This is a genomic window from Nocardioides antri (assembly GCF_008373765.1).
Classification (GTDB): Bacteria; Actinomycetota; Actinomycetes; order Propionibacteriales; family Nocardioidaceae; genus Nocardioides; species Nocardioides antri.
In genome coordinates this window covers 168,863-187,691 of the sequence record NZ_VUJW01000009.1, presented here as the reverse complement: position 1 = coordinate 187,691, position 18,829 = coordinate 168,863, and the positions used below count along the sequence as shown (strand labels likewise).

18 protein-coding genes are annotated in these 18,829 nt (G+C 72.4%); 16 read left to right on the top strand and 2 right to left on the bottom strand.

The window, feature by feature from the left end; all coding sequences use genetic code 11:
* Positions 1–10 precede the first annotated feature (10 nt).
* Together F0U47_RS15460 and F0U47_RS15455 are read left to right on the top strand one after the other, a co-directional pair.
* Positions 11–1,912 carry a glycosyltransferase family 4 protein gene (locus tag F0U47_RS15460; protein ID WP_149751370.1) on the top strand — a complete coding sequence of 634 codons (1,902 nt, stop codon included), beginning with the start codon at positions 11–13 and terminating at the stop codon, positions 1,910–1,912.
* On the top strand, positions 1,909–2,565 hold the full coding sequence (locus tag F0U47_RS15455; RefSeq protein WP_149751369.1) for a glycosyltransferase: 657 nt from the start codon (positions 1,909–1,911) through the stop codon (positions 2,563–2,565). The genes F0U47_RS15460 and F0U47_RS15455 overlap by 4 nt, the downstream gene beginning before the upstream one ends.
* 30 nt (positions 2,566–2,595) lie before the next feature.
* Here the strand turns inward: F0U47_RS15455 and F0U47_RS15450 are convergent, their stop codons facing one another.
* Positions 2,596–4,617, bottom strand: a complete 2,022-nt coding sequence (locus F0U47_RS15450) for a phosphoadenylyl-sulfate reductase (RefSeq protein WP_149751368.1) — start codon at positions 4,615–4,617, stop codon at positions 2,596–2,598.
* A 113-nt stretch (positions 4,618–4,730) separates the two neighbouring features.
* Here F0U47_RS15450 and F0U47_RS15445 point away from each other — a divergent pair, with 113 nt between their 5' ends.
* The 7 genes from F0U47_RS15445 (at position 4,731) to F0U47_RS15415 (ending at position 12,445) form a co-directional block, all read left to right on the top strand.
* Entirely contained in the window at positions 4,731–6,155 is a 1,425-nt protein-coding gene (locus F0U47_RS15445) for a hypothetical protein (RefSeq protein WP_149751367.1), read from the top strand.
* Complete coding sequence (locus tag F0U47_RS15440; RefSeq protein ID WP_149751366.1) at positions 6,148–6,888, top strand: glycosyltransferase family A protein; 741 nt, start codon at positions 6,148–6,150, stop codon at positions 6,886–6,888. The genes F0U47_RS15445 and F0U47_RS15440 overlap by 8 nt, the downstream gene beginning before the upstream one ends.
* Before the next feature lie 69 nt (positions 6,889–6,957).
* Positions 6,958–7,215: a hypothetical protein gene (locus F0U47_RS15435; protein WP_149751365.1), complete on the top strand. Its 258-nt coding sequence runs from the start codon at positions 6,958–6,960 to the stop codon at positions 7,213–7,215.
* Between the two features lie 12 nt (positions 7,216–7,227).
* Positions 7,228–8,376: a signal recognition particle-docking protein FtsY gene (gene ftsY / locus F0U47_RS15430; protein WP_223162796.1), complete on the top strand. Its 1,149-nt coding sequence runs from the start codon at positions 7,228–7,230 to the stop codon at positions 8,374–8,376.
* Positions 8,377–8,510: 134 nt separating this feature from the next.
* A complete protein-coding gene (locus F0U47_RS15425) occupies positions 8,511–9,845 on the top strand; it encodes an ammonium transporter (RefSeq protein ID WP_246159652.1) in 1,335 nt (444 codons plus the stop codon).
* Positions 9,842–10,180, top strand: a complete 339-nt coding sequence (locus F0U47_RS15420) for a P-II family nitrogen regulator (protein WP_149751363.1) — start codon at positions 9,842–9,844, stop codon at positions 10,178–10,180. The genes F0U47_RS15425 and F0U47_RS15420 overlap by 4 nt, the downstream gene beginning before the upstream one ends.
* Positions 10,181–10,195: 15 nt before the next feature.
* Positions 10,196–12,445: a [protein-PII] uridylyltransferase gene (locus F0U47_RS15415; RefSeq protein WP_149751362.1), complete on the top strand. Its 2,250-nt coding sequence runs from the start codon at positions 10,196–10,198 to the stop codon at positions 12,443–12,445.
* Here F0U47_RS15415 and F0U47_RS15410 read toward each other — a convergent pair.
* Positions 12,405–12,707, bottom strand: coding sequence for a hypothetical protein (locus tag F0U47_RS15410; protein WP_149751361.1), 303 nt, complete (start codon positions 12,705–12,707; stop codon positions 12,405–12,407). The genes F0U47_RS15415 and F0U47_RS15410 overlap by 41 nt on opposite strands.
* A 102-nt stretch (positions 12,708–12,809) precedes the next feature.
* Between F0U47_RS15410 and ffh the strand changes: the two genes are divergently transcribed.
* The 7 genes from ffh (at position 12,810) to trmD (ending at position 18,686) form a co-directional block, all read left to right on the top strand.
* Positions 12,810–14,408 (top strand): signal recognition particle protein, encoded by a 1,599-nt coding sequence (ffh, locus tag F0U47_RS15405; protein ID WP_149751360.1) that lies wholly within the window; start codon positions 12,810–12,812, stop codon positions 14,406–14,408.
* 7 nt (positions 14,409–14,415) lie between these two features.
* Complete coding sequence (locus F0U47_RS15400) at positions 14,416–14,784, top strand: hypothetical protein (RefSeq protein WP_149751359.1); 369 nt, start codon at positions 14,416–14,418, stop codon at positions 14,782–14,784.
* Positions 14,785–14,808: 24 nt separating this feature from the next.
* Positions 14,809–15,888: an amidohydrolase family protein gene (locus F0U47_RS15395; RefSeq protein WP_188111382.1), complete on the top strand. Its 1,080-nt coding sequence runs from the start codon at positions 14,809–14,811 to the stop codon at positions 15,886–15,888.
* Between the two features lie 187 nt (positions 15,889–16,075).
* Complete coding sequence (rpsP, locus tag F0U47_RS15390; protein ID WP_149751358.1) at positions 16,076–16,618, top strand: 30S ribosomal protein S16; 543 nt, start codon at positions 16,076–16,078, stop codon at positions 16,616–16,618.
* 4 nt (positions 16,619–16,622) lie between these two features.
* Entirely contained in the window at positions 16,623–16,871 is a 249-nt protein-coding gene (locus tag F0U47_RS15385; protein ID WP_149751357.1) for an RNA-binding protein, read from the top strand.
* A gap of 73 nt (positions 16,872–16,944) precedes the next feature.
* Positions 16,945–17,511, top strand: a complete 567-nt coding sequence (gene rimM, locus F0U47_RS15380) for a ribosome maturation factor RimM (protein ID WP_246159651.1) — start codon at positions 16,945–16,947, stop codon at positions 17,509–17,511.
* Positions 17,508–18,686: a tRNA (guanosine(37)-N1)-methyltransferase TrmD gene (gene trmD / locus F0U47_RS15375; RefSeq protein WP_149751356.1), complete on the top strand. Its 1,179-nt coding sequence runs from the start codon at positions 17,508–17,510 to the stop codon at positions 18,684–18,686. Before rimM ends, trmD begins: the two co-directional genes overlap by 4 nt.
* Positions 18,687–18,829: the final 143 nt, after the last annotated feature.

Sequence of the window (18,829 nt, the reverse complement as noted above, 5' to 3'; positions counted from 1 at the left end):
GGCGTCTCGGGTGCGTCCGACGGCCGGTGCTGACGGCCCCGACGTCGAGGAGACGCAGGGTCTCGCGTCCTCGGTCTTCGAGCGGCTGCGCTGGTGCGCGCACCCGCGCTTCTACCTCGCCCAGCTCGACGAGGGGGAGCGGGGCCGGCTCGGTGACGAGCCGGGCGTCGAGGCGGTGGTGAAGCACTACCTCGAGGTCGGTGCCCCCCGAGGCCTCCGCGTCAGCGCGCTGTTCAACCCCGACTGGTACGCCGACCGGCTGGCCGAGATCGGGCTGGCGGTGCCGGACGGCGAGGTGCCGTTCCTGCACTGGCTGCGCACCGGCTGGGACCGGCGGGTGGTCCCGACCCCGCTGTTCGACCCCGACTGGTACCTCGAGCACCACCCGGTCCTGGAGTCCCACCCGCGCTGGATCCTGCACCACTACCTCACCCGGGGGTGCTACCAGCCGCAGTGGGTGCCGAGCCCTGCCGGGCGGCATCACGGCGGAGCGGCCGACGACGGCGCGGCCCGCCGCCAGGACCCGCTGTTCCTCCCCGAGCTGCTGCACCGAGCGGTCGACCACGACCTCACCCGCACGAGCTGGCTGGAGGAGGGCGTCCGTGCCGTCCTCGACCGGCGGCGCCGGCTGGACGACCCCGCGCTGCGCACGCAGATCGACATCGCCGCCGACCTCGAGCCCGGCCTCCACTCGCCGCTGCGCGTCGAGCTGCCGACGGTCGCGCCGCCGTACGCCCACCCCGGCACGCGGATGGCCGAGGCGGCGACAGCCGCCCACTCAGCGCTGGGTGTCGACCAGGTCGATACCGTCGTGCTCGTGCCGCACTGCCGGATGAGTGGCGCGGCCCGGGTGGCCGGCCTCTTCACCGACGCAGCGCGCGTCGCCGGCGGGCCGGACAGCGTCGCGGTCGTCTCCACGGACCTGCCGGTCTTCGAGCGACCGAGCCTGTTCCCCGACGACGTGCGGGTGCTCGACCTGACCCGCCACGTGGCCGGCATGGCCCAGCCGGCCCGCCGCGACGTGCTCCACGACCTCCTGCAGGCCCTGCGACCGGCCCGGGTGGTCCTGATCAACAGCCTGCTGGGCTGGCAGCTCGTGGGGGAGAGGGGCGAGGACGTCGCGGGCTTCGCCGACGTCGGTGCCTACCTGTTCACCTGGGAGATCGACGAGCACGGGCATCGCTACGGCTACCCGGTCGGACCGTTCCAGCAGGGCCTCCCGCACCTCTCGTGGGTGCTGTTCGACAGCGATCGGATGCGGGCGGAGCTCGTGGACCGCTACCTGATGCCGGCCGCCGCCCGGGACCGGATGATCTTCCTGCGCAACCCGATCGCGGACTTCTCGGTCGACGTCGGCGGCGTCCTCGAACGGCGTCGTGCCGCCGGGCTGCCGGTCCGCGTCCTCTGGGCCGGCAGGTTCGACCGGCAGAAGCGGTTCGACCTGGTCGTCGACATCGCGCGGCTCCGCCCCGATCTCGAGATCTGCGCGTGGGGGAAGCCGGTCCTCGAGGACATCGACCTCGACCCCGACGACCTCCCGCCGAACATCCGCCTGATGGGGGTGTACGACGGCTTCGACCAGCTGCCGCTCGACGAGGTCGACTTCCTGCTCTACACCTCGGGCTGGGACGGGATCCCCAACGTCGTGCTGGAGGGGGCGCAGAGCGGGCTGCCCATCGTCGCGAGCGCGGTCGGCGGCGTGCCGGAGGTGGTGACGCCCGAGACCGGCTATCCCGTCGCCGAGGTGGACGACCCGGCGGCCTACGTCGCGGCGATCGAGGCGCTCCTCGCCGACCCGGCGGCCGCGGCCGCGCGCGCCGCGGAGCTCCGCAGGCAGGTCCACCAGCTGTTCGACGCCGACGACTACCGCAGCCGGATCGCGAAGCTCCTCGCGGAAGGCCCGATGTCGTGAGCGCGCCCGACATCTCGGCGATCCTGGTGGCCGGCGACGAGGGGCCGCGGATCGGGATCTCGCTGCACAGCCTGGTCGACGCCGCGACCGCGGCCCGCAGCGCCGGGCTCACGGTCGAGGCGACGGTCGTGCTGGCCGCCGCGACGCCGGGCACCCGCGCGGCGCTGGTGGAGGCGGAGGAGCACGGCGTGCGGGTCGAGGCCCTGGACGCGACCGACCCGGGCGCCGCACGCAACCAGGCAGCGGCTGCCGCGGCGGGGGAGCACCTCGCGTTCCTCGACGGCGGTGCCGTCTGGACGCAGAACTGGCTGGTCGCGGCACACGCGCTCTGCGCAGGGGGCGGAGCCCGGGTGATCGCGCACCCGGAGATCCACTGGTTCTACGAGGTGGGACGCGAGCTCTACTTCCCGCCGGACCAGGACGATCCCGGGTTCGACCCTGCGGCCCTCCGGTTCGGCAACTGCTGGGACGCGCAGGCGCTGGCGGCCACCGCGGTCTACCGGGAGGTGCCCTTCGCCGAACTGGGGGCGGACGCAGAGCCGGGCGAGCTCGACTGGCACTGGAGCAGGGCGACCGTCGAGGCCGGCTACCGCCACCGGGTCGTCCCGGAGACGGTCAACTTCCGCCGGCGCCGCCCGCGGACGCTGCGCTGACCTGCGGCCTGACGCCTCGACCGGGCTGGGTCAGCCGGCGCCGACGCCCGCCTTCGCCGCGGCCGCCTCCGGGCTCCACACCGAGACGCACGGGATCTTCTCCCGGTCGCAGCGGTCGGCGTACTTCTTGGTGATCTCGGCGACCTCCTCCATCAGGCCCTCGCTGAGGGTGATCGGAGTCAGGCCGAGGTGCAGGAAGCGGTCGTTGGCCACGTGGAGGTCGTTCTCGTCGGCCTCGTTGCGCGGGTTCGGCAGCAGCGCGATCTCGACGCCGGTGCGGTCGGAGATCATCTTCGCCAGGTCCCGGACCCGGTGGGTCTCGGTCATCTGGTTGAAGACCGACACCCGGTCACCCTTGGCCGGCGGGTTCTCGATCGCCAGCTGGATGCACTTGACCGTGTCCTGGATGTGGATGAACGCCCGGGTCTGGCCGCCGGTGCCGTGGACGGTCAGCGGGTAGCCGATGGCTGCCTGCATGAGGAACCGGTTGAGCACCGTGCCGTAGTCGCCGTCGTAGTCGAACCGGTTGATCAGCCGCTCGTCGAGGCGGGTCTCCTTGGTCTGGGTGCCCCAGACGATGCCCTGGTGGAGGTCCGTCGCCCGGACGTGGTCGTTCTTCGCGTAGTAGGCGAAGAGCAGCTGGTCCTGGGTCTTCGTCATGTGGTAGATCGACCCCGGGTTGGCGGGGTACAGGATCTCCTGGTCGACCAGCCCGCTCTCGCCGGCGTCGACCTTGACCTGGAGGTAGCCCTCGGGGATCTTCATGCCGGCCGTGCCGTAGCCGTAGACGCCCATCGTGCCGAGGTGCACGACGTGGATGTCGAGGCCCGACTCCACGACCGCGGCCAGCAGGTTGTTGGTCGCGTTGAGGTTGTTGCTGACGGTGTAGCGCTTGTGACGGCTCGACTTCATGGAGTACGGCGCAGCGCGCTGCTCCGCGAAGTGCACGACCGCCTCGGGGCGCCAGTCCTCGAGCAGGTCCAGCAGCCGCTGGTAGTTCACGGCGACGTCGATGTCGTGGAACGCGATGTCCTTGCCGGACACCTGCTTCCACGCGCGGAGACGCTCACCCATCGGACGGATCGGCGTGAGGGAGGAGACCTCGAGCTCGATGTCGATCTTGCGGCGCGACAGGTTGTCGACGATCGCCACCTCGTAGCCCTGGGCCGAGAGGTGCAATGCCGTCGGCCAACCGCAGAAGCCGTCCCCCCCAAGGATCAGTACCCGCATTGCGTCTCCTCCGTCGTTCGTTGCTTCCTGCTGGGCGGCGACAGGATCACCGTCGTGCTGCCCCGGGGCGCGACCATTCTGCGTCACGGCGGGTTCGTTGTCCGGCAATGGGGGTGCTGTGGCGCGCTCGAAGCGGCCGGTGACCGGGTTGAGGTGGATGCCGCACTCCTTGATCGAGTCGACCTCCCACCACCAGCGTCCCGCCCGGGTGTCCTCGCCGGGGCTGATCGCGCGGGTGCACGGGGCGCAGCCGATGCTCGTGTAGCCACGGTCGTAGAGCTCGTTGTAGGGGACGGCGTGATCGCTGATGTAGGACCAGACCTGGTCGGTCGTCCAGTCGAGCATCGGGTGGAACTTCTGCAGGCCGTTGGTGGCGTCCCAGGTCGAGACCTCGAGGTCGCGACGGGTCGCGCTGTGCTCGCGCCGCAGGCCGGCGAGCCACGCCCGCTTGCCGGCGAGCGCGCGTTGCAGCGGGGCGACCTTGCGGACCGCGCAGCAGCCCTCTCGCAGCTCCACGCTCCCGTAGAAGCCGTTCTGCCCGTGCTCGCTCGTCCACGCGAGCACCTCGTCCGGGTCGGGGGAGAGCATCCTGACGATCGGGCCGTACCGCCGGTGGACGCTGTGGGCGAGCGCGTGCGTCTCCTCCGGCAGCCGCCCGGTGTCGACGCTGACGACCTCGATGGCGAGCCCGTGGCGGGCGATGAGGTCGGTCATCACCATGGCCTCGGGACCGAAGGCGTTGGCCAGGACGGCGGGTGACCAGTCACGCTCGATCGCCCGCAGGAGAGCGAGCGTCTCGTCGAGAGCGTCGCTGTAGTCCAAGGCGCGTTGCCCCCAGGGGAGAGAGTGAGGTCGCTGTCGCTCGTCCGGGAGCGGCTCAGGCGGTCGATGCTAGCATCGCGGCGCCGTCGACCACCGCAGAGGGAGGCCTTCCGATGAGGTCGATCCGGCTCCGCCGGCGCCCTGGGCAGGGGGTCGTTCCGCCGCCCGTCCGGCTTGGCGACGACGCCGACGGGCACGACGACTCCGCCGCGAGCGACCTGACGCTCCCGCGCGACCTGCTGCCGGCCGACCAGCGTGCCCGTGCCGACCGGCCGGCGCTCGCGCGGCGGCTGCGGGCGATGGCCCACCCGCGCTTCTACGCCGCACAGGTCGGCGAGCCGTCCCTGGCCGACGACCTCGACGGCGCGATCGCGCACTTCCTCGACTCGGGACTGCGCGACGGCGCCCGGATCAGCGGCCTCTTCAACCCGCCGGTCTACCGCGAACGGGCTCGCCGGCGCGGCCTCGAGCTCGCCGACGACGAGGACCCGTTCCTCCACTTCCTGTCGGTCGGCTGGGACGAGCGGGTGGTCCCGACGGTCCTGTTCGACGAGGCGTTCTACCTCGGGCGCCACCCCGACCTGGCCAACGGCCCGGAGTGGGGGTTCGCCCAGTACGTCCGGGCGGGCTGCTACGCCCCCGGCCGCTCGCCCACGCCGTTCGGGCCCAACTACGGCGGCGTCCCCGCCCCGGACGCGCGGGAGCGTCAGGACCCGCCGCTGGTGACCGGCCTCCTGCACCGCGCCGCCGACTACGACCTGACCTGCACGAGCTGGCTCGAGGAGGGCGTGACGGCAGGGATCGCCAAGCTCGCGAAGCTGGGCTCCGACCGGATGCGCGACCTCGTCGCGAGGGCCGCGGCCATCGAGCCGCTCATCGCGGCGACTCCCCGCGAGCGCTGGGTGAGCTGGCCCCCGCACACCCACCCGATGATGCTGCCGACCGCCCGGGCGGAGGACGTCCGCCGCGGGCTCGGCCTGGTGCGCGCCGACACGGTCGTCGTGGTGCCCGGCGGGTCGGCGGCCGGCCCGGGGCTGAGCGCCGCCGTGGCCGGGCTGCGCGACCGGGGCCCCGGCGGGACCACGCTCGTCGTGACGACCGACGGCCCGGCCCGGCCCGACCTCGGGGTGGAAGCGACCGGCGTCGACCTGAGCGTGCCGTGGACGGGCTTCACCGAGCACCGCCGGCTGCTGGGGCTGCTCGACCTGGTGCGCGGCGTCCGGCCGCGCCGGCTGGTCGTGTCCGGGAGCGAGCTCGGGTGGCGGTTGCTGTCGTCGTACGGCACGACGCTGCAGCACGAGATGTCCCTGGCGGCGGTGCTGGGCGGGGGCGATCCCGACGCGGCCTCGTTCGAGGACTTCCAGGGCTGCTTCGACCGGCTCGACTGGGTGGTCACCGAGAGCGACGCGCTCCGCGACGACCTCGCGGCGCGCTACCTGCTGCCGGCGGCCGCACGCGCGCGGGTGCTGGGCCCGAGCGACGTCGCCGCAGGCTGCCTGAAGGCGCTCGTCGACCGGGAGGAGGAGCGCGATGGCTGACGTCGCCGCGATCCTCACCGCGCACGCCGAGGGCGTGATGGCGGGTCTGTCGTTCCGCAGCCTGCTCGATGCCGTCGCCGTGGCGCGCGCCGAGGGGCTCGAGGTGGAGGCCCTGGTCGTCCTCGACAACCCGACCGACGCCACCCGCGCGGCGTTCGCCGAGGCTGACCAGCACGGCGCCACCGTCGCCGAGGTGTCGTACGCCGACCAGGGGAAGGTCCGCAACGCCGCGGTGGGCCTGACGTCCGCCCAGCACGTGGCGTTCCTCGACGGCGACGACCTCTGGAGCGAGAACTGGCTCGCCGATGCGCATCGTCTCTGCGCGGGCGGTGACGACAGGGACCGGGTCATCGGCCACCCCGAGCTCAACTGGTTCTTCGAGAACCAGCAGAACCTCTACTTCCTGCCCGACCAGACGGACCCCGCGTTCGATCCCGCGCTGCTGCGGATCGCCAACCCGTGGGACGCGCTGTGCCTCGCGCCGCGCTCGGCGTACGTCGACCACCCGTTCGCCCCTCGGGCCGTCGCCGACGGCTACGCCTACGAGGACTGGCACTGGATGCTCGAGACGTTCCTCGCCGGCTACGTCCACCGCGTGGTGCCGGAGACGATCCACTTCAAGCGCCGGCGCGAGGGATCGCAGTACGTCCAGGCCCGCGCCCGCAACGTGCTCACCCGACCCAGCGAGCTCCTGGACTACGCCTGGTGGCGCGAGCGCGACGCGCGCATGTGACCGAGACGACGCAGGGACTCGCCCGCTGCGGATGCGGCGTTCGACCCCGCGCGGGGTAGCGTCGGTGCCGTGGCTTCCGGTCTACGGAGGCCACTCGTGCTGTCCGTCTACCTGATCTCGGAGGAGCCGAACGCCGTGGTCTTCATCGTCGTCGCCATGCTGGTCACCCTGCTCGTCGCCGGACTGGTCGTGCTCTACGTCGCCTACCCGCACCGCGGAGAGACGATGCCCGCAGCACCGTGGCTCGGCGAGGCGCTCGGCAAGGCGGCCGAGGCCGCACCGGTGCTCGGCGAGCACGAGGCCGACCTGCTTCGCCAGCGCACCTGACCTCTTGCGAGGATGAGCCTCATGGAGTGGCTCTACCTCGTCATCGCGCTCGCGGTCCTCGCCGTCCTCGCCGTCGCCGGCGGGATCGGCCTGGTCGTCGGCCGCGGCCGCAGGGCACGCCCGGTCGAGCCGCCGCGTACGACGCCCGGGGACGTCCTCGCGCCGCCGGAGGCTCCCGACACGACCGTCGCCGAGCCCGAGGCCGAGCGCGAGCACGCGGTCGTCGTACCCACCCTCGAGCGGCCCGAGCGCCCCGCCTCCCGGCTGGTCCGCCTCCGGCAGCGGCTCGCCGGGTCCGGCACCCTGGGCCGTGGGCTGCTCGGCCTGCTGAGCCGCGACAAGCTCGACGAGGACACCTGGGAGGCGATCGAGGACCTGCTCCTCGGGGCCGACATCGGGGTCCAGCCCACCCAGGAGCTGGTCGAGCGGCTGCGCACCCGGCTGCGCGTCGAGGGTGACGCGGGCACCGACGTACGCACCGTGCTCCGCGAGGAGCTGATCAACCTCGTCGACCCCACGATGGACCGCTCGCTCCACGTCAGCGGCGCCGACGGCGAGCCCGGTGTCGTCCTCGTGGTCGGCGTCAACGGGACCGGGAAGACCACGACGGTCGGCAAGCTCGCCCGGATCCTCGTCGCGGAGGACCGGTCCGTGCTCCTCGCCGCCGCCGACACCTTCCGAGCGGCCGCGGCCGACCAGCTCGGCACGTGGGGGGAGCGGGTCGGCGTCGAGGTCGTCCGCGGGCCGGAGGGCGGCGACCCCGCCAGCGTCGCGTTCGAGGCCGTCAAGGAGGGGGTGGACCGCGGTGTGGACACCGTCGTGGTCGACACCGCCGGCCGGCTCCAGAACAAGCAGGGCCTGATGGACGAGCTCGGCAAGGTGAAGCGGGTCATCGAGAAGCAGGCTCCGGTCACCGAGGTGCTGCTGGTCCTCGATGCCACCACCGGCCAGAACGGGCTGATCCAGGCCAAGGTCTTCTCCGAGGTCGTCGACGTCACCGGCATCGCCCTGACCAAGCTCGACGGCTCCGCCAAGGGCGGCATCGTCGTCGCCGTACAGCGTCAGCTCGGGGTGCCCGTGAAGCTGGTCGGCCTGGGGGAGGGCCGCGACGACCTCGCGCCGTTCGACGCTGCGGCGTTCGTGGACGCACTGCTGGGCTGAGGTCCGGTTGCGAAACATTCTCGTAACACCCGCGCCGAACTCGTTGCACGCCTGAAACAACGAGCGGACGGCGGTGAAACGTCGTCCCACGAGGGTGGGGCCGTCCCCCGACGACGTGCTCTGCTGGAGGTTCTGTGGACGGCTACTACACCTGGATGCTGGTGTCGGCCTCGCTCGTGCTGCTGATGACGGCGCCCGGACTGGCCTTGTTCTACGGCGGCATGAGCCGGAACAAGTCGGTGCTGAACATGATGATGATGTCCTTCACCGCCCTCGGCGTGGTCGGCATCGTCTACGCGCTGTGGGGCTGGTCGATGTCCTACAGCACGACGTTCGCCACCGCCGACGGCGAGACGGGCAAGGAGTTCGGCAAGCTCTTCTCCGACCCGTTCAAGCAGTTCGGGCTGGAGACGACCGACCCTGCCAACTACGTGTTCGTCGCCTTCCAGCTCACCTTCGCGGTCATCACCGCGGCGCTGATCAGCGGTGCCGTCGCCGATCGGCTCAAGTTCTCCGCGTGGCTGGTGTTCCTGCCGATCTGGGTCACCCTCTCCTACTTCCCGCTCGCCCACATGGTGTGGGGCGGCGGGTTCCTCAGCGGCGTCGAGGGAGGCCTCGCCGACCTGCTGTTCTCGGGTGACGGCGCGGCGGCGGTCGCCCCGATCGACTACGCCGGCGGCACCGTGGTCCACATCAACGCCGGCGTGGCGGGCCTCGTGCTCGCGCTCCTGGTCGGCCGGCGCCTCGGCTTCGGCAAGGAGCCGATGAAGCCGCACAACCTGACCCTCACGATGATCGGCGCCGGCCTGCTGTGGTTCGGCTGGTTCGGCTTCAACGTCGGCTCGATCGTCAACCTCGACGCCTACGAGACCGAGACCGGCCTGGTGTGGCTCAACACCACGCTGGCCACCTGCGCCGCGATGATGGGCTGGCTGCTCGTCGAGAAGTTCCGCGACGGCAAGGGCACGTCCCTGGGCGCCGCGTCCGGCGTCGTCGCGGGCCTGGTCGCGATCACCCCGGCGTGCGGCAACCTCGTGCCGTGGAGCGCGATGGTCCTCGGCCTGGTGGCCGGCGGGCTCTGTGCGCTGGCCGTCGGCCTGAAGTACACGCTCGGGTACGACGACTCGCTCGACGTCGTCGGCGTCCACCTCGTCGGCGGCCTGGTCGGCACGGTCGGCGTGGGCTTCCTCGCGTCCAACGACCTCGGCCTGCTGACCGGCGGCGACGGGAGGCAGCTGCTCGTCCAGGTGGTCGTCGCGCTCTTCGCGATGCTCTGGTCGGCGGTCGCCACCCTGGTCGTGGGCCTGGCCATCAAGATCACCCTCGGCCTCCGCCTCGACCCCGAGGACGAGACCGACGGGATCGACTTCGTCGAGCACGGCGAGTCCGCCTACGATCTCAGCACCGGCGGCGGCGCCCGGCGCACGTCGGTCCTCACGTCCACCGCTTCGGAAGGAGCAAATGCATGAAGCTCGTCACCGCGGTCATCAAGCCGCACAAGTGGGAGGACGTCCGGGAGGCGCTGGAGACCTTCGGGGTCACCGGCATGACCGTCAGCGAGGTCAGCGGCTACGGTCGGCAGAAGGGCCACACCGAGGTCTACCGCGGCGCCGAGTACGACATCGCGCTCGTCCCCAAGATCCGGATCGAGATCGTCGTCGACGACGGCGACGCCGAGGACATCGTCGGGATCATCACCAAGACGGCCCAGACCGGCCGGATCGGTGACGGCAAGGTCTGGGTGAGCCCGATCGAGACCGTGATCCGGGTCCGCACCGGCGACAAGGACTCGGCTGCGCTGTGATGTCGCGGTCACCCGATGACCGCCGCTGAGAGAGCCGACCGCACCGCCGCGGCCGACGCTCTCTGCTCCGAGGCGTACGACGCTGCGGGAGGGCCGGACACCGGCGTCGCACTGGTGGCGGTCGGCGGCTACGGCAGGGGCGAGCTGGCGCCGTACTCCGACCTGGACGTGGTGCTCGTCGCCGACGACGGCGTCGACGTTGGGGAGCTGGGCCAGCTGCTCTGGTACCCGATCTGGGACTCGGGCGAGAAGCTCGACCACTCGGTCCGGTCGCTGAGCGAGATGCTCGCCGCTGCCGCGGCGGACGTGCGGGTCGCGTCGGGGCTGCTCGACGTCCGGCACGTGGCCGGGGACCCGAGCCTCACCCTCCGGCTGCGGACCACGGTGCTCGCGCAGTGGCGTCGCGACGCGCGGCAGCGCCTGCCGGAGCTCCACGAGCTCGTCCGCAGCCGGCACCGGCTGGTCGGCGAGCTCGCGCACCTCTCGGTCCCGGACCTGAAGGAGGCGGAGGGCGGCCTCCGCGACGCCACGGTGCTCAAGAGCCTGATGGCGACCTGGCTCGTCGACATCCCGGCCTCCGACCTCGAGCGCACCCGGCTGCACCTGCTCGACGTCCGCGACGTCCTCCACGCCGCGGCCGGCCGGGCGACCGACCGCATCGCGCCCGAGCACTGGCCGGCGCTGGCCGAGGCCCTCGGGCTCCGCGACGACCGGGCAGCGCAGCGGCAGGTCCGCGAGGTGGGCCGGCGGCTCACCCACCTCTCCCGCCTGGTGTGGCGCCGCGCGGAGGACGCCGTACGTCGCACGCCTGCCGGCCGCCCGCGGCGCCCCGAGCTCGAGCGGCTCGCCCCCGGTGTCGCCCTGTCGAACGGCGAGGTCGTCCTCGACCGCGGCGCCCGCCCCGCCTCCGACCCGGTGCTGCTGCTCCGCGCCGCGGCCGAGGCCGCCCGCCGCAACGCCGTCCTCGCCCCGCCCACCGCTGCCCGGTTGGTGCGGGAATGCCCGCCGCTGCCGGACCCGTGGCCGGAGGAGGCGCGCCAGCAGCTGGTCCGCCTGCTCGCCGCGGGCCCCGGCCTGCTCCCGGTGTGGGAGACCCTGGAGGAGACCGGTGCGCTGGCCGGGATCCTGCCCGAGTGGGAGCGGATCCGGCTGCTGCCGCACGCGTCGGTCATCCACCGGTTCACGGTCGACCGGCACGTCGTCGAGACCTGCATCGAGGCCTCCGCGCTCATCCGGGACGTCTCGCGGCCCGACGTGCTGGTGGTCGCCGCGCTGCTGCACGACATCGGCAAGGGAGGGACGGTAGAGCACTGCGTTGCGGGGGAGCCGCTCGCCCGCGCCATCGCGACCCGGATGGGGTTCGAGCGGGCCGCCGTGGACCTGATCGCCCAGCTCGTGCGCTGGCACCTGCTCCTGCCCACGACGGCCACCACGCGCGACCCCGACGACCCCGCGACGATCGAGCTGCTCACCGAGCACGTCGAGACCCCTGAGGCGCTCGCGCTCCTGACCGCGCTGACCGAGGCGGACGCGAAGGCGACGTCGAGCAAGGCGTGGTCGTCGTGGCGGGCGGGCCTCATCCGCGACCTGTCGCGGCGGGCGCACGCCGCCCTCGAGCGCGGGAGCGTGCCGGCGGCCCTTCCGGTCGAGGAGATCGACATCCCGGCCGCCGCCCGCGAGGGCTCCGTCGCGATCACCGTCGAGCTGGTCGACGACGGTGCACGGGTGACGACGGTGTCGCCGGACCGGGTCGGCCTGCTGGCCGACTGCGCGGCGACGTTCGCGCTGCAGCGGCTCCAGGTGCGCGCGGCGCGGATCTGGTCGCAGGGGGAGTACGGCGTCTCGATGTGGGACGTGGCGGACGACCACCTCGACGCCGGCCGGCTGCGGACGGTGTTCGACGGGATCGCGGCCCGGCGGGTCGACCCGGCCACGCGCCTGGCACCCCGCCCCAACGGCTCCGGGCCGGACCTGGCGCCGACGGTCGTCGTCCGTCCCGAGGCCAGCGACCAGGCGACCGTGATCGAGGTCCGTGCAGCGGACCGGCTCGGCGTCGTGTACCTGGTCAGCGCGGCCCTCGCCGACCTCGGGATGTCGGTGCGGTCGGCGCACATCTCGACCCTGGGTCCCCAGGCGGTGGACGTGTTCTACCTCCAGGAGCCCGACGGCTCGGCGCTGTCCGACGAACGCGCGGCGGCGGCTGCTGCCGGGATCCGGGAGCGGCTCAGTCCTCCGGCGGAGGGGTCGGGGCCTGCGGACGCCTGACGCGCGCCCGCATCGCGACGTGGTCGATCTGGATCGCCCGGTCGTCGCCCTCGGGGGACGGGACCACCTGGGTCTCGTTGTCCTTGGACTTCAGGTCGCGATCCGCGCGGGAACGGGCCGGGTCGAAGACGTCGACGAAGACGCCCATCCCGTCGGCGACGCCCGCACCTGACCCGGTCGGGTTGCGGAGCATCCGGTGCCCGGCCCAGACCACGAGGAGCAGCAGCAGCGCTCCCGCGGCACCGAACACGACGTACATCACCTGTTCAGCGTATGCCTCCGCAGGTCAGGCTCACCCATCGCCGATAGAGTTGGGTCGTCCGTGTGCTCGTCCGCCCTGATCGCCCGTCCTTGAGGAACCCCCTTGTTCGCCACCTTGTCCGACCGCCTTGCCGAGACTTTCAAGAACCTCCGTGGCAAGGGCCGGCTGTCCGAGGCCGACATCGACGCGACCGCTCGCGAGATCCGGATCGCCCTGCTCGAGGCGGATGTCGCGCTCCCGGTGGTCAAGGAGTTCGTGGCCGCGGTCAAGGAGCGCGCGCGGGGCGAGGAGGTCAGCCAGGCGCTGAACCCGGCCCAGCAGGTCGTCAAGATCGTCAACGACGAGCTCGTCACCATCCTCGGCGGGGAGACGCGGCGGCTCCGCTACGCCAAGTCCGGCCCGACCGTGATCATGCTGGCCGGCCTCCAGGGCGCCGGCAAGACGACGCTCGCCGCCAAGCTCGCGCTGTGGCTCAAGGAGCAGGGCAAGTCCCCGCTGCTGGTCGCGGCCGACCTCCAGCGGCCCAACGCGGTCCAGCAGCTGCAGGTCAACGGCGACAAGGTCGGCGTCCCGGTCTTCGCGCCCGAGCCCGGCAACGGCGTCGGTGACCCGGTCGGGGTCGCCCGCGCGTCCCTCGAGGAGGCCAAGCGCAAGCTGTACGACGTCGTCGTGGTCGACACCGCCGGCCGCCTCGGCGTCGACGCCGACATGATGGCCCAGGCCGCCGCCATCCGCGACGCGGTGGAGCCCGACGAGGTGCTGTTCGTCGTCGACGCCATGATCGGCCAGGACGCGCTCACGACGGCCCAGGCGTTCCTCGACGGGGTCGGCTACGACGGCGTCGTCCTCACCAAGCTCGACGGCGACGCCCGCGGTGGGGCCGCGCTGTCGATCCGCCAGGTCACCGGCAAGCCGGTCATGTTCGCCTCCTCCGGCGAGAAGATGACCGACTTCGACGTCTTCCACCCCGACCGGATGGCCTCGCGCATCCTCGACATGGGTGACGTCCTCACCCTGATCGAGCAGGCCGAGAAGGCGTTCGACCAGGACCAGGCGCTCAAGGCCGCGCAGAAGCTGACCGGCCAGGGTGGTGAGTTCACCCTCGACGACTTCCTCGAGCAGATGCAGCAGATCAAGAAGCTCGGCTCGATGACCAAGATCCTCAAGATGCTCCCCGGCGCTGGTCAGATCCGGGAGCAGCTCGAGAACTTCGACGAGCGCGAGATCGACCGGGTCGAGGCGGTCATCCGCTCGATGACCCCCGCCGAGCGCGAGAACCCGAAGATCATCGACGGGTCGCGCCGCGCCCGGATCGCGAAGGGCTCCGGCCGCACGGTCGCCGACGTGAACAGCCTCGTGGACCGGTTCTTCGAGGCGCGCAAGATGATGATGCAGATGGCCAAGGGCGGCGGCTTCGGCGGTGTGCCGGGGATGCCCGGGATGCCTGGGATGCCGGGCATGGGCGGGCCCGGAGGCGGCAAGCGCGCGAAGGCCAAGCAGGCCCAGAAGTCGAAGGCCAAGGGTGGCCAGCGGAAGTCGGGCAACCCGGCCAAGGCGGCCCAGCAGGCCGCGGCCGCGAAGGAGCGGGCCGCCCAGCAGGCCGCCAACCCGTTCGGCCTGCCGAACGGCGAGGAGGTCGACTACGAGGCGGCCGCTGCCAAGCTCGACCTCCCGAAGGACTTCACGAAGTTCCTCAAATGAGCCGCTGATGGGCACCGTCCTCATCGTCGACGCCGCCAACGTCGTCGGCGCCCGCCCGGACGGGTGGTGGAAGGACCGTCCCGGCGCTGCGCGACGGCTGCACGAGCAGCTGCTCGTCGCGGACGTGCCGCACGACCAGGTCGTGCTCGTGCTGGAGGGCGGTGCGAAGTCCGGCGTACGCCCCGGACGCGACGCGCACGTCCGCACCGTCCACGCCCCGAAGGACGGCGACGCCACGATCGTCGCCGAGGCCCGGGCCGCCGCCGAGCGCGGCGACCGGGTCACCGTCGTCACCGCCGACCGCGCCCTCGACGCGCGGGTGGCCGGGGTCGGCGCCACCACCCTGCGCCCCACCTGGCTCCTCGACCTGCTCTGAGCAGGGTTCGGTAGGTTTCGGAAGGTGACGACCTCGGCGCTGCGGTTCTCCGGTCCGGTGCTCCCCGACGGTGAGGTGCGCGACCTGTACGTCGTCGACGGCCTGGTCACCTACGAGCGGCAGCCGGGCGCCGACACGGCCGCGGAGGGCTGGATCGTGCCGGGGCTGGTCGACGCCCACAACCACCTCGGGCTCGAGGACGGCGGAGCGGTCAGTGACGAGGAGACCGAGCAGCAGGCGATCGCCGATCGCGAGAACGGCGTGCTGCTGCTCCGCGACTGCGGCTCGCCCGCCGACACCCGGTGGGTGCAGGAGCGGGAGGACCTGCCGCGCCTGATCCGCGCCGGCAAGCACATCGCCCGCACCCGTCGCTACCTGCGGGGCTACGGCGTCGAGGTCGAGCCGGACGACCTGGCCGACACCGTGGCCGAGCAGGCGGCGGTCGGCGACGGCTGGGTGAAGCTGGTCGGCGACTGGATCTCCCGCGACGAGGGCGACCTCGCGCCGTCCTTCACCGACGACGCGGTCGCCGCCGCGATCGGCACCGCGCACGCGCTCGGCGCCCGGGTCACCGCCCACTGCTTCGGGACGGCGTCGCTCTCGCCCCTGCTCGACGCGGGCATCGACTGCGTCGAGCACGGCACCGGCCTCGAGGAGCGGCACATCGAGCAGATGGTCGCGGGCGGCGTCGCCCTGGTGCCGACCGTGCTGCAGACAGGCAAGTTCCCCGAGTTCGCCGAGGCCGGGCGCGACAAGTTCCCGTCGTACGCCACCACGATGGAGACGCTGCACGGTCGCCGCCGCGACGTCCTGATGGCGGCGTACGACGCCGGTGTCGACCTCTACGTCGGCAGCGACGGTGGCGGGAGCAGCCGCCACGGCTGCCTGCACGAGGAGATCCTGGCGATGGCCGAGATGGGGCTGCCTCCGTCGTACGTCCTCGGCGCGGCCTCGTGGCGCGCCCGCGCCTGGCTCGGCCGGAACCCCGGCCTCGACGAGGGAGACCCCGCGGACTTCGTGGTCTACCCGCGCAACCCGGTCGAGGACCTCACGGTGCTCGCCGAGCCGTCGTACGTCGTGCTCCGCGGCCGGCTGAACCGGTAGCCGGATCGGCCGACCCCGGCGCGATTGGTGGGGGGGCGGGAGTGTCTGGCAGACTTGGGGGCTGAGTTCTGTGTCGTCCGGACCCTCTCAACCGGTCGGCGCAGCGCCCTCGATCGGACTCTCCCGGTGTTCCCCACCTGGTCGGAGCCGACCACCCACCACAAGTTCTCAAGGAGACACCACAAACGTGGCCGTCAAGATCCGTTTGAAGCGCCTGGGCAAGGTCCGGGTGCCGCAGTACCGCATCGTCATCGTCGACTCGCGCAAGAAGCGTGACGGCAGGGTGATCGAGGAGATCGGCAAGTACCACCCCAAGGAGGACCCGTCGTACATCGACGTCGCCTCCGAGCGGGCGCAGTACTGGCTCGGTGTCGGCGCTCAGCCGTCCGAGGCCGTCGAGGCGATCCTCAAGGTGACCGGCGACTGGCAGAAGTTCAAGGGCGAGCCCGGCGCCGAGGGCACCCTGCAGGTCAAGGAGCCCAAGCGCGACAAGCTCGAGATCTTCAACGAGGCCCTCAAGGAGGCCGCCAACGAGCCCAAGGGCGCCGCGGTGACCTCCAAGAAGAAGTCCGAGAAGGCTGACAAGGCCGAGAAGGTCGAGGAGCCCGCCGCCGAGGAGACCAAGGCGGAGGAGCCTGCCGCCGAGACCAAGGCCGAGGTGCCCACCGCCGAGGAGGCGCCGGCCGCCGACGCCGGGTCGACGGACGCCGAGCCGACCGAGAAGGCCTGAGCCGATGCTCGCCGACGCGCTGGAGCACCTCGTCCGCGGTGTGGTCGACCACCCCGACGACGTCGTGGTGCGCGACAAGCAGCTGCGCCGCGGCTCGGTGCTCGAGGTCCGGGTGCACCCCGACGACCTCGGCAAGGTGATCGGTCGCAGTGGCCGTACGGCGACCGCGTTCCGCACCGTCATCTCGGCGCTCGCCGGCAACGACGGCACCCGGATCGACTTCGTCGACGTCGACCGGCCCGGCCGCCGCTGAGGCCTGAACGACCAGCACGATGACGGGCGCTGCCATGATGGCGGCGCCCGTCATCGCATTTCGGAGGGAACGAGTGGAGACCATCGAGGTCGTGGTCGGCCGGATCGGCAAGCCGCACGGCATCCGGGGCGAGCTGACCGTCGACGTCCGCACCGACGAGCCGCAGCGCCGGTTCTGGCCGGGTGCGCGGCTGCTCGCGGAGGCGCCCCGGGGCTCGGCGTTCACCCACGCCACGCTCACCGTGAGGCGCGCCCGCTGGCACCAGTCGGCGCTGCTGCTGGCCTTCGACGAGATACCCGACCGCAACGCCGCCGAGGGCGCCCGCGGCGTGGTCCTGCGGGCGGCCGTGCCGGCCGACGAGACCCCTGACGACCCCGAGGAGTTCTACGACCACCAGCTCGAGGGCCTCGCGGCGTACGACGTCGACGGCACCCCGCTCGGCGAGGTCACCGGCCTCCTGCACGGTGCCCAGGACCTGCTGCAGATCCGCACCACCGACGGGCGCGACGCGCTGGTGCCCTTCGTCACGGCGCTGGTGCCCGAGGTCGACGTGCCGGGTGGGCGGATCGTCATCGCCGACCGGCCGGGCCTCGTGCAGCCGCTTCCCGAGGAGCCCGAGGACCCCGAGGAGCCAGCGTGAGGCTCGACTACCTCACGATCTTCCCCGACTACCTCGCCCCGCTGCGGCTGTCGCTGCCCGGGAAGGCGGTCGAGAGCGGCCTCCTCGAGCTGCACGTGCACGACCTGCGGACCTGGACCCACGACCGGCACCGCACGGTGGACGACACGCCATACGGCGGTGGTGCGGGCATGGTCATGAAGCCCGAGCCGTGGGGTGAGGCGTTCGCCGCGCTCGAGGTCGCCCCGACCGACACGATCGTCTTCACCACCCCGTCGGGGCAGCCGTTCGACCAGCGGCTGGCCGAGGAGCTCTCGGGCCGCGATCGACTGGTCTTCGCGTGCGGACGCTACGAGGGCATCGACCAGCGGGTGGTCGAGCACGCACGCGACATCGCCGAGGTGCGCGAGATCAGCCTGGGCGACTACGTGCTCAACGGGGGAGAGGTCGCAGCCCTCGCGATCACCGAGGCCGTCGTCCGGCTGCTGCCGGGCTTCATGGGCAACGCGGAGTCGCTGGTGGAGGAGTCCCACGCCGACAGCACCGGCGGCCTGCTGGAGTACCCCGTCTACACCAAGCCCCCGGTCTGGCAGGGCCGCGAGGTGCCCGCCGTGCTGCGGTCCGGCGACCACGGCGCGGTCGCCCGCTGGCGGCACGAGCAGGCGCGGCGTCGTACGGCGGAGCGCCGGCCCGACCTGCTGGCCCCGTCGGCCCTCGACGACGGCACTCCCATCGAGCGCGCCGTCCCGGCCGACGCAGGCGAGCTGCTGACCCTGCAACGGGCCTGCTGGATGCAGGAGGCCGAGGCCAACCCCGGCGCCTACATCCCTGCCCTCCACGAGTCGCTCGAAGACGTGCAGGCGTGGCTGCGCGAGTGGGACACCTACGTCGTGCGCCGCGCGGGACGACTGGTCGCGGCGGTCCGCGGCCGGGTCGAGGGCCCCGAGGGCACCGCCTGGGACATCGGCCGGATCATGGTCGCGCCCGACCTCCAGGGCCAGGGCCTCGGCCGGGTGCTGCTGGAGCACATCGAGGCCGTCGCCCCGGCGACCGTGACGACGTACCTCCTCTTCACGGGCGAGGGAAGCCTCCGCAACCAGCGGATGTACCGCAAGGCCGGGTACCGCCTCCGGAGCGACCTCCCGGCACCGCCGGGGGCGGTCATCCTGACCAAGCCTCGGCGCCAGGACTCCTGAGAAGTCCGGGCGTGAACCTGTAACACACGCGAAACACGATCGGTCGTGAGGTGAAACGACGCGTCGCAAGTATGCGGCGCATCGTGTGGTCGGCAATGACGTCGGCCTCTGTGGGTCGAACGACAGGACCCGAACCTCCCGAG

Coding starts and splice junctions, on each gene's coding strand:
- ftsY (WP_223162796.1), top strand. CDS start 7,228: ATGAGCCTCATGGAGTGGCTCTACCTCGTCATCGCGCTCGCGGTCCTC.
- F0U47_RS15420 (WP_149751363.1), top strand. CDS start 9,842: ATGAAGCTCGTCACCGCGGTCATCAAGCCGCACAAGTGGGAGGACGTC.
- F0U47_RS15445 (WP_149751367.1), top strand. CDS start 4,731: ATGAGGTCGATCCGGCTCCGCCGGCGCCCTGGGCAGGGGGTCGTTCCG.
- F0U47_RS15440 (WP_149751366.1), top strand. CDS start 6,148: ATGGCTGACGTCGCCGCGATCCTCACCGCGCACGCCGAGGGCGTGATG.
- F0U47_RS15415 (WP_149751362.1), top strand. CDS start 10,196: ATGACCGCCGCTGAGAGAGCCGACCGCACCGCCGCGGCCGACGCTCTC.
- F0U47_RS15400 (WP_149751359.1), top strand. CDS start 14,416: ATGGGCACCGTCCTCATCGTCGACGCCGCCAACGTCGTCGGCGCCCGC.
- F0U47_RS15385 (WP_149751357.1), top strand. CDS start 16,623: ATGCTCGCCGACGCGCTGGAGCACCTCGTCCGCGGTGTGGTCGACCAC.